This window comes from Sphingobium chlorophenolicum (assembly GCF_000722875.1).
GTDB lineage: Bacteria > Pseudomonadota > Alphaproteobacteria > Sphingomonadales > Sphingomonadaceae > Sphingobium > Sphingobium chlorophenolicum.
The window spans coordinates 1-14,852 of the sequence record NZ_JFHR01000087.1; the positions used below are offsets into that span (position 1 = coordinate 1).

Below are 14,852 nucleotides of genomic sequence, written 5' to 3' on the forward strand. Positions count from 1 at the left end.
GAGGCGGGGGAAGGGGCCTTCCTTCGCGATGCTGGTGATCGGCGGGATGCTGATCGGCGCGGGGTTGGGCTGGTTCGGGCCGGATGTGGCGCGGCGCTTTTCCGCCTGGGACGTGCCGGGGCCGGTGGTCCGCGACACGCTGTCGGCGCGGTTCGGGCTTTGCCATAGCGGGGGCGGGACCAATTGCGTCGTGGATGGCGACACTTTCTGGTTTCAGGGGGAAAGGGTGCGGGTGATGGACATCGACGCGCCGGAGACCCATCCGCCGCGCTGCGCGGAGGAGGCTGCGCTTGGGGAGCGGGCGACGCTGCGGTTGCAGGCGCTGATGAATGCGGGCCCCTTTTCGCTGGAGAGCGGGGACCGGGATATGGACCGCTATGGCCGGGCGCTGCGGGTGGTGACGCGGGACGGGGAGTCGATCGGCGAGATGCTGGTGGCCGAAGGGCTGGCGCGGGAATGGGAAGGGGCGCGGCGGCCCTGGTGTTGAATGGGGTGTTGAACGGGGCTGGGGGAGGGTGGCCTCCCTCAGCCCCTGGTCTTTAGCGGCAGTTGAGGTTGCCGCGGTCGATTTCGCGGCCGAGCAGCGCGCCTGCGCCCGCGCCGATGAGGACGCCCGCCGTGTTGGAATAGCCGCGGTCGAGCTGGCCGCCGAGCAGGCCGCCCAGCGCCGCGCCGACGATCAGGCCGGTGGTGCCGTCCGGGCGGCGGCAATAATAGCGGTCGTCATAGCCGCGATAGATGCGGGTGCTGCGGGTCACGCGGATCGGCTCATAACCGGCGCGATAATAGCGGTCCGGGCGATAATGGCGGCCATAGCGCGGGTCCGGGCGGTTCCAGTCGTAATTGTAGACGACGCGGCCGGGCTTGCGCCAACCTTCGTGACGGCCATTGTCGTGGCGGCCGCCATGTTTCCAGTCGTCGCGGCCGTGACCCTTGCCGTGACCCGCCCAGGGCGGGGGATCGGCGGCGGCGGGGGCCGCGCTCAGCGTCACGGCGCCGAGGGACAGGGCGGCGAAGGCGGTTTTCAGGGTGAACTTCATCTCAGGCTCCCTTGGTTATGATGAGGGAGAACATCCGAACGCGCATAAACGTTGCATGAACGGAACAAAACGAGGCGTTCATTTGGGGGACAGGGAGGGGTAGAGGATGGTGTTGAGGGGGGATCGGCGTCTTGCCTTGTCACCATCAGTTGACATTCTATTCCGCAGCAGCGGCGATCAGCTTAATTTTGGCAGCGCATAACTGCAAAGCGTAGGCCGCGACATAGGGTGGCACGGTCCGGCGTTCAGGCCCCTGCCCATGCGCTCCAGCATCATTTCGGACTTTCGGCAATCCGGAAGTTAAAGTAGCCAGAAGTTGATCAAATGACCCATCAAGATAATCAGGCCATAATCCTTCGCTGCGAACCCGGCGCAATAAATCGGAAGCCCTTGCGCCTTTTTCGTATGGCCAACCTTTAATTTTGCAAACTACTTTCAGAGCACTCTCGAAAGATTTTGCACAAGAAACGATAGCCTTCTGATAATTACCTGCTCTATATTCCTTATGAGCATCCAGAAACTCTTCTTGAGCACCTTCAAAATGCTTTCCAGATAAGAGAACCAAAGCAGGCTTAATAAGTTCTTCGTGTGTATATTCTGAATCCATCCGGATCATTTGCCCATCGGCATATTCGTATCCCAAGGCAGACTCTTTTAGCCGATAATTGATCTCCTGAAGAGCGGATGCAGAATCTTGCTTAACGCCATGCATTTGCAATTGACCGGAATTCCATTTTCCGATGGTAATATCAATTACTCGACAGCAAACTTCCAAAGCATCTATGAAATCCTCAGCGTTAGCAGTACCGAGATAATTTAAAACGCCTTCATTATGGAGAGAGTAACTCGAATCTGTAAGGCGATGTCTACCTAATTCTCGGCACAAAATCTTGTGAATCACTTCCCACGCTTCGGGATTATGCGCAGGACCACTGATAGCATAGGCATCGACCCTATATTGCGGCCCAATCGCGTCGATCAGAATTTGTTGGACTTGCACCCGGAGTTTCCCCGGAACGGTGTCATACTGATAGACATCGCGTACACCGCTGCGATCAAATTTTTTCTTCCGACGCGACAGTAGCTCGTAAATCAATAATTTTACTCCGCCGCGATGCCCGCTGCCTTGAACATGTCGGGGTCGCCTGCTTCATCCGCGTTGGCTGCTTCGCCGCCTTTCAGCTTGGTGCGGCGGTCGAAGGCGTCCCAGACGTCGTTCCACTGGCCGCGGGTCGCCGCCTTCGAATATTCGGTGGCGCGGGTTTCGAAGAAGTTGGCGTGCTCCACGCCGTTCAGCAGCGGGGTCAGCCAGGGGAGGGGGTGTTCGTCGATCATGTAGATCGGTTTCAGGCCCAACTGGCCCAGGCGCCAGTCGGCGATGTAGCGGACATATTTCTTGATGTCCTTGGGCGTCATGCCCGGCACCGGACCCATTTCGAACACCAGGTCGATGAAGGCGTCCTCGATCCGCACCGTTTTCTGGCACATGTCCATGATGTCGTCCTTGACCGACGCGGTCAGGCAGTCGCGTTCCTTCACGAAGGCGTGGAACAGGCGGACGATGCCTTCGCAGTGCAGCGTCTCGTCGCGGACCGACCAGCTTACGATCTGGCCCATGCCCTTCATCTTGTTGAAGCGCGGGAAGTTCATCAGCATCGCGAAGCTGGCGAAAAGCTGAAGCCCCTCGGTGAAGCCGCCGAACATGGCGAGGGTCTTGGCGATATCCTCGTCCGTGTCGACGCCGAACTGGGCCAGATAGTCGTGTTTGTCCTTCATCTCCTTATATTGCATGAAGGCCGAATATTCGGTTTCGGGCATGCCGATGGTGTCGAGCAGGTGCGAGTATGCCGCGATGTGGACCGTTTCCATGTTGCTGAACGCGGTCAGCATCATCTTGATTTCGGTCGGCTTGAACACGCGGCCATATTTGTCGTGGTAGCAGTCCTGCACCTCCACGTCGGCCTGGGTGAAGAAGCGGAAAATCTGCGTCAGCAGGTTGCGCTCATGATCGCTGAGCTTCTGCGCCCAGTCGCGGCAATCCTCGCCCAGCGGCACTTCTTCCGGCAGCCAGTGGAGCTGTTGCTGGCGCTTCCAGAACTCATAGGCCCAGGGATATTCGAAGGGCTTGTAGACCTTGCTGGCTTGAAGAAGGGGCATGGTGGTTACTCCGAATAATCTCTTATACCCCTCTCCCACCGGGAGAGGGAGGGGCCCGCGCCGTCAGGCGTGGGAGGGTGAGGGTGTTGGATGGGTTGCGTTTGGGTCGTCCTCACCCTTCCGGCGCTTCGCGCCTCCCTCCTCGAACGAAGACACGTGACTCCGTTCGACCTGGCAGGAGAGGGAAATTTGGGTGAGGACGCCGTCTAGGTTTTCCATCACTTCGTGGTTCCAGAAGCGCAGGACATGATAACCCTGTGCCTTGAAATAGCGGGTGCGGGCGGCATCCTGTTCGGTGCGTTCCGCGTGGGTGGCGCCGTCGACTTCGATGACCAGCTTTGCCGCGAAATTCAGGAAATCCGCTACATAGGGGCCGTGCGGCACCTGGCGACGGAATTTCGCTTCCGGGAGCTTTTCGCGCAGGGCGTTCCAGAGGCGTTTTTCCGCCTCCGTGGCGTTGCGGCGGAGGGTTTTGGCGCGGTTTACCGAGCCTGAGGGGAGATCGCGGTAGTTGCGCATCATCCTCACCCTTCCGCCGCTGCGCGGCTCCCTCCCTCTCCTGGAAGGAGAGGGATTTTGGTGCTTACTGGCAGGCGAGGCACTCGTCATAGTCGGTGGTCTCGCCGATTTCGAATTTGGGGGCGTCGATGGTGTTGTCGGCTTCCACGCCGCCCGCGAAGCCGGCGCGTTGGACCGATTTCGAGCGCAGATAATAGAGCGACTTGATGCCCAGTTCCCACGCCCGGTAGTGGAGCATGAGCAAGTCCCATTTTTCCACGTCCGCCGGGATGAACAGGTTCAGCGACTGCGCCTGGTCGATATAGGGCGTGCGGTCGGCGGCCAGTTCGAGCAGCCAGCGCTGGTCGATCTCGAAGCTGGTCTTGAACGTGTCCTTTTCCTCCTGGCTGAGGAAGTCGAGATGCTGGACGCTGCCGCCCTTTTCCAGGATCGAATTCCACACCGCCGTGCTGTCCTTGGCCTTCGCCACCAGCAGCTTTTCCAGATAGGGATTCTTCACCGCGAAGCTGCCGGACAGCGTCTTGTGGGTGTAGATGTTCGCCGGGATCGGTTCGATGCAGGCCGACGCGCCGCCGCAGATGATGCTGATCGACGCCGTGGGCGCGATCGCCATCTTGCAGGAGAAACGCTCCATCACGCCCATGTCGGCGGCGTCCGGGCACGGGCCCCGCTCGACCGCGAGCTGCATCGAGGCTTCGTTCACCTTCTCGTTGATATGCTTGAAGATGCGCAGGTTCCACGATTTGGCCATCGCGCCTTCGAAGGGGAGTCCGCGGGCCTGGAGGAAGGAGTGGAACCCCATCACCCCCAGGCCCACCGACCGTTCACGGCTCGCACTATATTTCGCCCGCGCCATTTCCGGCGGCGCGCGGTCGATATAGTCCTGCAGCACATTGTCGAGGAAGCGCATGACATCCTCGACAAACTGCTTGTCGTCCTTCCACTCCTCCCAGGTTTCCAGGTTGAGGGAGGAAAGACAGCAGACGGCCGTGCGGTCATTGCCGATATGGTCGCGACCCGTCGGCAAAGTGATTTCGGAACAGAGGTTGGAGGTCGACACCTTGAGGCCGAGATCGCGGTGATGCTTGGGCATCGTGCGGTTCACGGTGTCGTTGAAGACGATATAGGGTTCGCCGGTGGCGAGGCGGACCTCCACCAGCTTCTGGAACAGGGCGCGGGCGTTGACCGAGCCGCGCACCGACTGGTCCTTCGGGCTGCGCAGCGCGAATTCCTTGCCGTCGCGCACCGCCTCCATGAATTCGTCCGTCAGCAGGACGCCGTGGTGCAGGTTCAGCGCCTTGCGGTTGAAGTCCCCGCTGGTCTTGCGGATTTCAAGGAACTCCTCGATCTCAGGGTGCGAGATGTCGAGATAGCAGGCGGCCGAACCGCGGCGCAGGCTGCCCTGGCTGATCGCGAGGGTCAGCGAGTCCATCACGCGGACGAAGGGGATGATGCCGCTGGTCTTGCCATTGAGGCCCACCGGCTCGCCGATGCCGCGCACATTGCCCCAATAGGTGCCGATGCCGCCGCCGCGCGAGGCGAGCCAGACATTCTCGTTCCAGGTGTTGACGATGCCCTCCAGGCTGTCGTCGACGCTGTTGAGATAGCAACTGATGGGCAGGCCGCGACCGGTGCCGCCGTTCGACAGGACGGGCGTGGCGGGCATGAACCAGAGGCGCGAGATATAGTCGTAGACGCGCTGGGCATGGTCGGCGTCGTCGGCATAGGCGGCGGCCACGCGGGCGAACAGATCCTGATAGGATTCGCCGGGCAGCAGATAGCGGTCCTGCAACGTGTCCTTGCCGAAATCGGTCAGCAGCGCGTCGCGGCTGTCGTCCGTCACGACATGGAAGCGGCGCTCCAGCACGGTGGACGAGCTGGGCGTCGGATCGGCCTTGGGCGCCGGCGCTGCCTTTTTCTGTTCCGCCACGGTTTCGACCACTTCGTCAATCACGGTTGCCACGTCGCTTGCACTCACCTGTTCGCTGTCTCGAAAATCCATGACCAGCCCCCGAATGTTCCTCTTTCGTTCGATTCGGTCAAGCCATGGTCGGCTCGCCCGAGAGAAATTCGCTTATTCGACCCGGTCAGGCACGGAGATGGGGCCAGCAGACCGGATCGCAAGGGCAAAAACCCCCTCCTTCCGGGAACCGGCCCGGTTGGTGCGATCACAATCTGTTGGGTAACCCCCGTTAACCCGATACAAGGGATAGTGCCACAGCTTCATTTGCTTGCAAGGGGGTAAATGACGGTTCGAAGACTCGGTTCGTCGCTGCGGGGATTCGTTTCATCGACGGTTCGGCACGTCGCATCGCAGCGACGCACGGACTTTCCTTGGGTACGCAAAAGGCAAGAGGGACAATTGCGCTCATAAAATAAATTTGGCTTGCCACGGATTTGCGTGATGCGGCCGATTCATCGCAGCGGATATGACCGGACGATGACGATATGATGTGGTGCGGATATGGGACCGGCCACGGCAGGGAGGAACGCCTTCATGATTCTCTATTATCATCCTCTATCCTCCTGTTGCTGGAAGGTGCTGATCGCCCTTTATGAGAATGGCGCGGCGTTCGAACTCCGGATGCTGGAGGAGCCGGGCGCGGCGGAGGAATGGCTGGCGCTGTGGCCGATCGGGAAATTTCCGCTGCTGCGCGACGGCGACAGGGTGGTGGCGGAAACCAGCGTCATCATCGAATATCTGGGGCTGCATCATCCCGGACCGTTCCGGGCGATTCCGCAGGATGCCGACGCCGCGCTGGAGGTGCGGCTGATGGACCGGCTGTTCGACCATTATGTGATGACGCCGATGCAGAACATTGTCGGGGACCGCATCCGGCCCGAAGGCGTGGCGCGCGATCCCCATGGGGTGGAACAGGCGAAGCTGCTGCTGGGCAAGGCCTATGCCTTGCTGGAGGCGCGGATGGCGGGGCGGCGCTGGGCGGCGGGGGACGATTTCACGCTGGCGGACTGCGCGGCGGCGCCTGCCCTCTTCTACGCGGACAGGATCGTGCCGGTGCGGGAGGCGTTTCCGGGGCTGGGCGCCTATCTCGACCGGCTGGAGGCGCGGGACAGCTTTGCGCGGGTGCTGCGGGAAAAGGAGCCGTGGTGGCATCTGTTTCCCTATGCCGATGGGTGATCTGGACTTGATGCCGTTCAAGGCATTAACAGCAAGCCCATCGCCCGCGTCAGGACCACCATGATCATTCTTCGCACGACCCGCATGAGCGAGCGCACGGCGCGCTTCGCTCGACAATTGGAGCAAGCAAGCGGCCTGCCGGTCGTCCCGCTGATAGACGCGCGTTACGATGATGGAGCAAGCGGCGCGCATATCCGGTTGGACCGGGCTGCGGTCAAGGCGTTGGGGCTGTTCGCGCCGCGCAATTTCGCCTGGAAATGCGGGGATTATGGGCTGTACCTCGCTCGTCGGCAGTTCGACGCGCCCTTTTATTGGCTGATCGAATATGATGTTCGCTTCCCGGCGGAGGGGCTGGACGTTTTTTTCCGCGATCATGCTGCCGAACCCGCGGATGCCCTGCTGACGCATCTGGGGCCCGCCACGCCGGACTGGTACTGGACGGTCTTTGGCGCAGCGCGGGATGTCGCACCCGTCCGTTGCCTGTTTCCGATCAGCCGCTTTTCGGGGGCGGCCATCGACTTGCTGTTCGCCAAGCGGGTGAAGCACAGCAGGCAACTGTCGCGACGTCTGGCATGGCCGAACGATGAGGTCTTCGTGGCGACCACCCTGTCGGCTTCCAGCCTGACGCTTCGCGATTTCAATCGGGACGGACGGACATATTATGATTCGGAAAGCCTGAGTTTCTACATGCCGATCGAAGGCGAGCGGTTCGAGCGGGAACTGGCGTCGCGCGCGCCCTTCCGTATCTTTCACCCCGTGCTGTACGATGCCGATTATCGCGCCAAGATCGCGAAGCTCGAAAGCTATTCGGAACGGCGCAAGCCTTTGCGCCGCCTGAAACTGGCCGTCGCCGCCGCGATCAACAACCGCCGCCGATGGTAGCCACCATCTGGACTCATCCCGCCAAAGGCCTATAGCCGCGCCTGCATGGACCCGCCGTGCCAGGCGGGCCGCTAGTTTAGGGACCAGGGTAGATGACCGTCATCAAGACCGCCGATCTGATCGAGAGCGTCGCCGACGCGCTCCAGTTCATCAGCTATTATCATCCGATGGATTATATCCGGGCGCTGGGCAAAGCCTATGATGCGGAGGCCAATCCGGCGGCGAAGGACGCCATCGCCCAGATCCTGACCAACAGCCGCATGTGCGCGGAGGGGCATCGCCCGATCTGCCAGGATACCGGCATCGTCAACGTCTTCGTCAAATGGGGCATGGAATGCCGCCTGGACGATAATAGCCGCTCCATGCAGGAGGTGATCGACGATGGCGTGCGCAAGGCCTATCTGAACCCGGAGAACCGGCTGCGCGCCTCTATCCTGAAAGACCCGGCGTTCAGCCGCGTCAATACGAAGGACAACACGCCCTGCGTGCTGAATGTCGAGCTGGTGCCGGGCAATAAGGTGACCGTCGACGTCGCGGCCAAGGGCGGCGGGTCGGAGAACAAGACCAAGTTCAAGATGATGAACCCCAGCGACTCCATCGTCGACTGGGTGCTGGAGATGATCCCGCAGATGGGCGCGGGCTGGTGCCCGCCCGGCATGTTGGGCATCGGCATCGGCGGCACGGCGGAAAAGGCCGTGGCGCTGGCCAAGGAATCGCTGATGGAGCCCATCGACATGGGCGAATTGAAGGCGCGCGGGCCGCAGAATGATATCGAGAAGCTGCGCATCGAGATTTTCGACAAGGTCAATGCGCTGGGCATCGGCGCGCAGGGGCTGGGCGGGCTTTCGACCATATTGGACGTCAAGATTTACGACTATCCCTGCCATGCGGCGGGCAAGCCGGTGGCGATGATCCCCAACTGCGCCGCCACCCGCCATGCGCATTTCACGCTGGACGGGTCGGGTCCGGCCTATCTGGAGGCGCCGAAGATTTCGGAATGGCCGCAGGTGGACTGGAAGCCGAGCAAGGAGGCTATCCGGGTCGACCTGGACAAGCTGACGCCCGAAGTGGTGCAAAGCTGGAAGCATGGCGACCGGCTGCTGCTGAACGGCAAGATGCTGACCGGGCGCGACGCCGCGCACAAGCGGATTCAGGACATGCTGGCCAGGGGCGAGGAACTGCCGGTCGATTTCAAGGGGCGCGTCATTTATTATGTCGGGCCGGTCGATCCGGTGCGCGACGAAGTGGTGGGTCCGGCCGGGCCGACCACTGCGACGCGCATGGACAAGTTCATGGACATGATGCTGGAGCAGGGTCTGGCGGCGTGCGTCGGCAAGGCGGAGCGCGGGCCTGCTGCGACCGATTCCATCGCCAAGCATAAGAGCGCCTATCTCATGGCGGTCGGCGGCGCGGCCTATCTGGTGGCGCGGGCGATCAAGGCGGCCAAGGTGGTCGGCTTCGAGGATCTGGGCATGGAGGCTATCTACGAATTCGATGTGCAGGATATGCCCGTGACCGTCGCCGTTGATAGCGAAGGGCAGAATGTCCACCGGCTCGCCCCGCTGGTGTGGCAGGAGAAGATCCGGAAGGAAGGGCTTCTCGAAAAGGCGTGAGGTTCGCCAAATCCTCCCCATGCTTGCATGGGGAGGGGGACCGCTCGCGTAGCGAGTGGTGGAGGGGAAGTGCGATGCCGCCGAGACGAAAAACTGTGGGCGCGGCGCGAGTGCTGCGCCGGGAGTTGACGCCGCCGGAGATCAAGCTCTGGCAATGGATGCGGGAGCGGCCTGAGGGGGTGAAGTTCAGGCGGCAGCATCCGGTTGGGCCTTTCGTGCTGGACTTCTATTGTGCTTCGGCGCGGCTGGGGGTGGAGGTCGATGGCGGCTTTCATGATAATGCCGAGCGGGTTGTGCTGGATGCGCGGCGGGATGAGTGGCTGAGCACTCAGAATATCCGTGTTCTGCGGATAAGGGCTGTCGATGTTCTTCGGGAGTTTGAAGCCGTGACGGTGCATATCCTGCACCACTGCCGCGCATTTCCCCTCCACCATCCTGCGGATGGTCCCCCTCCCCATGCAAGCATGGGGAGGATTTTTAGGTGATCTGGTTGGCGGCGGCTTTGTTGGCGGGGGTGGCGCAGGCTTGGCGGACCGCCGTGCAGCGGCGGGTCAGCCATGATCTGTCCGTCAATGCGGCGGGGGTGGTGCGCTATCTATATGGGCTGCCTTTTGCGGTGATGTTGCTGGCGGGGTATCGGCTGGTTTTTACCGGGCCTTGGCCTTTGCCCGATGCTTCGTTTCTGCTCTTTTGCCTGGGGGGCGGGTTGGCGCAGATCATTGCGACCAATTTGCTGATCATGGCCTTTGCCCATCGCAATTTCGTCGTCGGCACCGCCTATTCCAAGACGGAGGCGGTGCAGGGCGCCATATTGTCCTTCCTGCTGATGGGGGAGCGGCTGCATCCGCTGGCCTGGGCGGGGATCGGTTGCGGGGTGATGGGCGTGATGCTGCTGTCGGCGGGCGGCAGGCAGGCGGGCTTCGTCCGGTCGCTGGGGCAACCGGCGGCGCTGTGCGGGATCGCTTCGGGTTTCTTCTTCGCGCTGACCGCCGTCGCTGTCCGGCGGGCGACGCAGATGGTGGGCGGCGGCGATCCGGTGCTGGCGGCGCTGGTCGTGCTGGTGGTGACTGTCGCGATGCAGGCGGCAATGCAGGGCGGCTATCTGCTGCTGCGGGAGCCGGAGCAGATGCGCCGGGTGCTGCGCGGATGGCGGGTTTCGGGGCAGGTGGGGCTGTTGTCGGCGCTGGGTTCGGCCTGCTGGTTCACCGGTTTCGCCACCGCGCCGGTCGCGCTGGTGCGGATCGTCGGGCAAGTGGAGGTCGTCTTCACCCTGGGCTTCGGCCATTTCTACCTGGGCGAGCGGATGGCGCGCAGCGAGGTGATGGGGCTGATGCTGGTGGTGGGCGGGGTCGTGCTGGCGCTGATGGGGTCGCTTTAGGGCACGCAAGTCCTTCGACAGGCTCAGGACTGGGCTTCGACAAGCTCAGCCCGAACGGAGCAAGTTCGACTAACGGCCCGCCGCATCGCTAACGGATATTTTACCATCGTACGATAGCCATTTTTCCCGTGGAAAATCAGGCAAGAAACCGGGACGTCGAGCAGGCGGTGGTGAAGGTGGCCAGGCTGTCGGGCGACCTGGGCATCCGCACGCTGGACCTGCAGGCGGACATCAGCGAACTGGCGGGCCGCGTCACCAACCAGGCCCGCACGATCGAGGAGATCAGCGGCGCGGCCGCGCAACTGTCCGACGACGGCGAAAGCGTGGCGCTGGCCGGGCGGGATGCGCGGGAAAAGGCGGTCGCGGCGCGGGGCATCATCCAGGATTCCGGGCGGCAACTGTCCGACGCCAACGGCAATTTCGTCGACCTGATCGAACGGGTGAGCAGCCTGCACGAGCGGCTGGACGGCTTTCGCGAGGCGCTGAAGACCGTGGCCCATGTGACCAGCGTGATCAGCGGCATCGCCAGCCAGACCAATTTGCTGGCGCTGAACGCCACCATAGAGGCGGCGCGGGCGGGCGATGCCGGGCGCGGCTTCGCCGTGGTCGCCGCCGAGGTCAAGAAGCTGGCGCAGGAGACCGCCGCCGCCACCCGGACCATCGACCAGTCGATCGGCGCGCTGACCGGGGAGGCGGGCAAGATGCTGGAGGGCATCGTCCATGGCGCGGAGACGGCGCGCACGGCGCTGAACGACACCAAGAATATCGAATTGCTGGTCGAGCGGCTGGGCGCGTTGATGGACGATCTGTCCGGCAACAGCGAGACCGTGGCGGCGCGCATCGCCTCCATCGTCGGATCGGCGGGCGAGATACGCGGCGGGCTGGCGGCGCTGGCCAGCACCTCCACCGACAATGCCGACGGGCTGCAAAGACTGTCCGGCCGCATCTCCACCGCCAGCGACGACACCAACCGGCTGCTGCAACTGGTGGCCGAAAGCGGGGTGGAGATTCCCGACACGCCCTATATCGATTTCTGCCTGGACGCCGCGCAGGCGGTGAGCGGCGCGCTGGAGCAGGCCGTCGCCGAGGGGCGGCTGGGCGAAGCGGAATTGTTCAGCGAATCCTATATCCCCATTCCCGGCACCCGGCCGGTGCAATATGACCATCCGGTCCAGCCGGTGCTGATCCCGGCGGCGCGGGTGCAGCAGGAACGGGCGCGGGTCTTTCCGGGCCTGTTCGGCATGACCTTCACCGATCGCAACAGTTTCGGCGCGGTCGCCATGCCGGAACGGTCGCATCCGCAGCGGCCGGGCGACGACGACTGGAATTTCGAAAATTCGCGGCAGGGGCTGATCTTCGATTATCCCGACACGCGGGAGCAGTGCCGGACCACCCAGCCCTTCTGCATCAAGGCCTACCGGCGGCTGAACGCGGCGGGGGAGGTGATCCTGCTGAAACAGGTGATCGCCTCCATCCATGTGCGGGGGCGGCATTGGGGGATTTTGCAGATGGCCTATCAGGATCGGGGGTAGGGCTGGTTTAAAGCGGACCTGTCCTGTTCCTCCCCATCGGGAGATGGGGAGGGGGACCGGCCGAAGGCTGGTGGAGGGGAAAGGGGCACGACCTGCGTATTTCCCCTCCACCACTCGCTTCGCGAGCGGTCCCCCTCCCCACGCTTCGCGTAGGGAGGAATTTAGCGTCCGCTATGGCCATCTGGCACGCACGCCGCTTGCGGGAGGCAGGCCGCCTCAGGCCGGCAGGAACATTTCCGGGGGCAGGGCCATCAGGCTTTCCGCGCCGCCTTCGATCTTGCGGCGCAGGGCGCCCGCGTCGGGGAGGATGCGTTCCGCGAAGAAGCGGGCCGTCACCAGCTTGGCTTCCAGGAATGGGGCGTCCTCCGCCCCCGCCGCAAGCAGGGCCGTCGCGGCCTTCGCCATGCGCAGCCACATCAGGCCGGTCGCGACGATGCCCAAAATGTGCATGTAATGCACCGCGCCCGCCCCGGCATTGTCGGGGTTCTTCATGGCGTTCTGCATCAGCCACATGGTCGCCGCGCCCAACTGGCCGCTGGCCTTTTCCAGCGCCTCGGCCAGCGGGGCGAGCTTTTCGTCGCCCTTGGCGTCGGCCACTTCGTCCGCGACGATCTTCAGGAAGGACTGGAGCGCGCGGCCGCCGTTCATCGCCAGCTTGCGCCCGACCAGATCCATCGCCTGAATGCCGTTGGTGCCCTCGTAAATCTGGGCGATGCGGGCGTCGCGGACAAATTGTTCGACGCCATTTTCCCAGATATAGCCATGGCCGCCGAACACCTGCTGCGCCGTCACCGCGACATCGAAGCCCTTGTCCGTGCCATAGCCCTTGATCACCGGGGTCAATAGCTGGAGCAGGTCGTCGGCGGCCTGCCGCTCCTCTTCCGTGGCGGCATGGTGGGCAAGGTCGACCTGCAACGCGCCCCACAGCATCAGGGCGCGCAACCCTTCCGTCAGTGCCTTCGATTCCATCAGCATGCGGCGGACGTCGGGGTGGACGAACAGCGTGTCGGCCTTCTCGTCCAGATCCTTGGGACCGGTCAGGGCGCGGCCCTGGCGGCGTTCATGGGCATAGAGGGCGGCGTTCTGATAGGCGATCTCCGCCTGGCCCAGCCCCTGGAGGCCGACGCCCAGACGGGCCGCGTTCATCATGATGAACATGGCGGCCAGGCCCTTATTCTCCTCACCCACCAGCCATCCGGTCGCGCCGTCATAATTCATGACGCAGGTGGCGTTGCCGTGAATGCCCATCTTATGTTCCAGAGATCCGCAGGACAGGGCGTTCCGTTCGCCCGGCGATCCGTCCGCGTTCAACAGGAATTTGGGGACGACGAACAGGGATATGCCCTTGCTGCCTTCCGGCGCGTCCGGGGTCTTGGCGAGGACGAGGTGGATGATGTTTTCGGTGAGGTCATGTTCGCCCGCCGAAATGAAAATCTTGGTTCCGGTGATGATGTAGCTGCCGTCCGCCTGCGGCACGGCGCGCGTCTTGATGAGGCCCAGGTCAGTGCCGCAATGCGGCTCCGTCAGGTTCATCGTGCCGCTCCATTTGCCCGACACCATATTGGGAATATAGGTCTGCTTCTGTTCGTCGCTGCCCTTGGCGATCAGGGCTTCCACCGCGCCGTTGGTCAGGCCGTCATACATTTTGAAGCTCTGGTTGGCGGCCACCATATATTCGCTGACCGCCGTGGCGACGACGATGGGCAGGCCCTGTCCGCCAAATTCGGCGGGCGCGTGCAGCGTGGTCCAGCCGCCCTCCACATAGGCGTCATAGGCCGCCTTGAAGCCGGTCGGGGTGGTGACGCTGCCGTCCGGGTGGCGGGTGCAGCCTTCCTTGTCGCCCACGGCGTTCAGCGGGAAAAGCACTTCGGCGGCGATCTTGCCGCCTTCGGTCAGGATCGCCTCCACCAGGTCGGCGGTCGCATTTTCGAAGCCGGGCAGGTTGGCGTGGCGATCCAGCCCCACGACATGGTCGAGCACGAAGCGGGTGTCGCGGACGGGGGCGGTGTAGCTGGGCATGATCTTCTCCGGGCGTTTCTGTTTTGTCGGGGGATTATTTGAGCAGGACGGTCACGAACTGCGACAGTTCCGCGATGGCGGCGTCGATATCGTCCTTCTGCCGATTGAGCAGGGCGATGCGCGCCTCGCACTTGGCGATGGTGACGCGGCGCTGCTCCTCATGCTCCTCGTCCGCGTCGTAGAGGTCGATCATCTCGCGAATGTCGGACAGGCTGAAACCCACCCGCTTGCCGCGCAATATCCACGCCAGCCGGGCGCGGTCGCGGCGCGAATAGATGCGCGACAGGCCGTGGCGTTCCGGCGCGATCAGCCCCTCATCCTCGTAAAAGCGCAGGGCGCGGGCGGTGACGCCGAATTCCTCCGACAGGTCGGTGATGCTGTAGCTCTGCCGGTCGCGGTGATCGGGCAGGTCGATGATGCCCGCAATGCTGGTGCGTTTGTCCATGGCGGTGATTTAGCGATGCTTTACGTTTACGTCAAGGTGAGTGGTGGAGAGGAGGGCTATCCTATTCCTCCCCATCGGGAGATGGGGAGGAATGGGTGGGGCGATATGGCATGGTGACAGGGCGAGAC

General features: G+C 63.0%; 14 protein-coding genes. 7 read left to right on the forward strand and 7 right to left on the reverse strand.

Features of this window, described 5'->3' with window-relative positions:
- A partial coding sequence (locus BV95_RS21335) for a thermonuclease family protein (RefSeq protein ID WP_037457049.1) occupies positions 1 to 487 on the forward strand: 487 nt, incomplete at its 5' end.
- A gap of 52 nt (positions 488 to 539) precedes the next feature.
- On the opposite strand, the gene BV95_RS21340 is transcribed toward BV95_RS21335, so the two are convergent.
- From BV95_RS21340 to BV95_RS21355, 5 genes are all read right to left on the reverse strand, one after another.
- Positions 540 to 1,040: a glycine zipper 2TM domain-containing protein gene (locus BV95_RS21340; RefSeq protein ID WP_037457051.1), complete on the reverse strand. Its 501-nt coding sequence runs from the start codon at positions 1,038 to 1,040 to the stop codon at positions 540 to 542.
- Between the two features lie 157 nt (positions 1,041 to 1,197).
- Positions 1,198 to 2,136, reverse strand: a complete 939-nt coding sequence (locus tag BV95_RS23960; protein ID WP_156028733.1) for an STM4504/CBY_0614 family protein — start codon at positions 2,134 to 2,136, stop codon at positions 1,198 to 1,200.
- A 5-nt stretch (positions 2,137 to 2,141) separates the two neighbouring features.
- Positions 2,142 to 3,197, reverse strand: coding sequence for a ribonucleotide-diphosphate reductase subunit beta (locus BV95_RS21345; RefSeq protein ID WP_037457053.1), 1,056 nt, complete (start codon positions 3,195 to 3,197; stop codon positions 2,142 to 2,144).
- 63 nt (positions 3,198 to 3,260) lie between these two features.
- Positions 3,261 to 3,719: an endonuclease domain-containing protein gene (locus tag BV95_RS21350; RefSeq protein WP_081873483.1), complete on the reverse strand. Its 459-nt coding sequence runs from the start codon at positions 3,717 to 3,719 to the stop codon at positions 3,261 to 3,263.
- A 61-nt stretch (positions 3,720 to 3,780) separates the two neighbouring features.
- Positions 3,781 to 5,718 (reverse strand): ribonucleoside-diphosphate reductase subunit alpha, encoded by a 1,938-nt coding sequence (locus BV95_RS21355; protein WP_051749935.1) that lies wholly within the window; start codon positions 5,716 to 5,718, stop codon positions 3,781 to 3,783.
- A gap of 495 nt (positions 5,719 to 6,213) precedes the next feature.
- Between BV95_RS21355 and BV95_RS21360 the strand changes: the two genes are divergently transcribed.
- From BV95_RS21360 to BV95_RS21385, 6 genes are all read left to right on the forward strand, one after another.
- The gene (locus BV95_RS21360) at positions 6,214 to 6,855 is read left to right on the forward strand and encodes a glutathione S-transferase family protein (RefSeq protein ID WP_037457054.1); all 642 of its coding nucleotides are present in this window, start codon (positions 6,214 to 6,216) and stop codon (positions 6,853 to 6,855) included.
- 60 nt (positions 6,856 to 6,915) lie between these two features.
- Positions 6,916 to 7,737, forward strand: coding sequence for a hypothetical protein (locus tag BV95_RS21365; protein WP_037457056.1), 822 nt, complete (start codon positions 6,916 to 6,918; stop codon positions 7,735 to 7,737).
- Positions 7,738 to 7,829: 92 nt separating this feature from the next.
- Positions 7,830 to 9,350, forward strand: coding sequence for a fumarate hydratase (locus tag BV95_RS21370; RefSeq protein WP_037457058.1), 1,521 nt, complete (start codon positions 7,830 to 7,832; stop codon positions 9,348 to 9,350).
- 74 nt (positions 9,351 to 9,424) lie between these two features.
- On the forward strand, positions 9,425 to 9,835 hold the full coding sequence (locus BV95_RS21375; protein WP_037457062.1) for an endonuclease domain-containing protein: 411 nt from the start codon (positions 9,425 to 9,427) through the stop codon (positions 9,833 to 9,835).
- On the forward strand, positions 9,832 to 10,728 hold the full coding sequence (locus BV95_RS21380) for a DMT family transporter (protein ID WP_037457064.1): 897 nt from the start codon (positions 9,832 to 9,834) through the stop codon (positions 10,726 to 10,728). The genes BV95_RS21375 and BV95_RS21380 overlap by 4 nt, the downstream gene beginning before the upstream one ends.
- Positions 10,729 to 10,898: 170 nt before the next feature.
- Entirely contained in the window at positions 10,899 to 12,260 is a 1,362-nt protein-coding gene (locus tag BV95_RS21385; protein WP_037457075.1) for a methyl-accepting chemotaxis protein, read from the forward strand.
- Between the two features lie 216 nt (positions 12,261 to 12,476).
- Here the strand turns inward: BV95_RS21385 and BV95_RS21390 are convergent, their stop codons facing one another.
- Together BV95_RS21390 and BV95_RS21395 are read right to left on the reverse strand one after the other, a co-directional pair.
- Positions 12,477 to 14,279, reverse strand: a complete 1,803-nt coding sequence (locus BV95_RS21390; protein WP_037457067.1) for an acyl-CoA dehydrogenase C-terminal domain-containing protein — start codon at positions 14,277 to 14,279, stop codon at positions 12,477 to 12,479.
- Between the two features lie 34 nt (positions 14,280 to 14,313).
- Positions 14,314 to 14,724: a MerR family transcriptional regulator gene (locus BV95_RS21395; RefSeq protein ID WP_037457069.1), complete on the reverse strand. Its 411-nt coding sequence runs from the start codon at positions 14,722 to 14,724 to the stop codon at positions 14,314 to 14,316.
- Positions 14,725 to 14,852 lie beyond the last annotated feature (128 nt).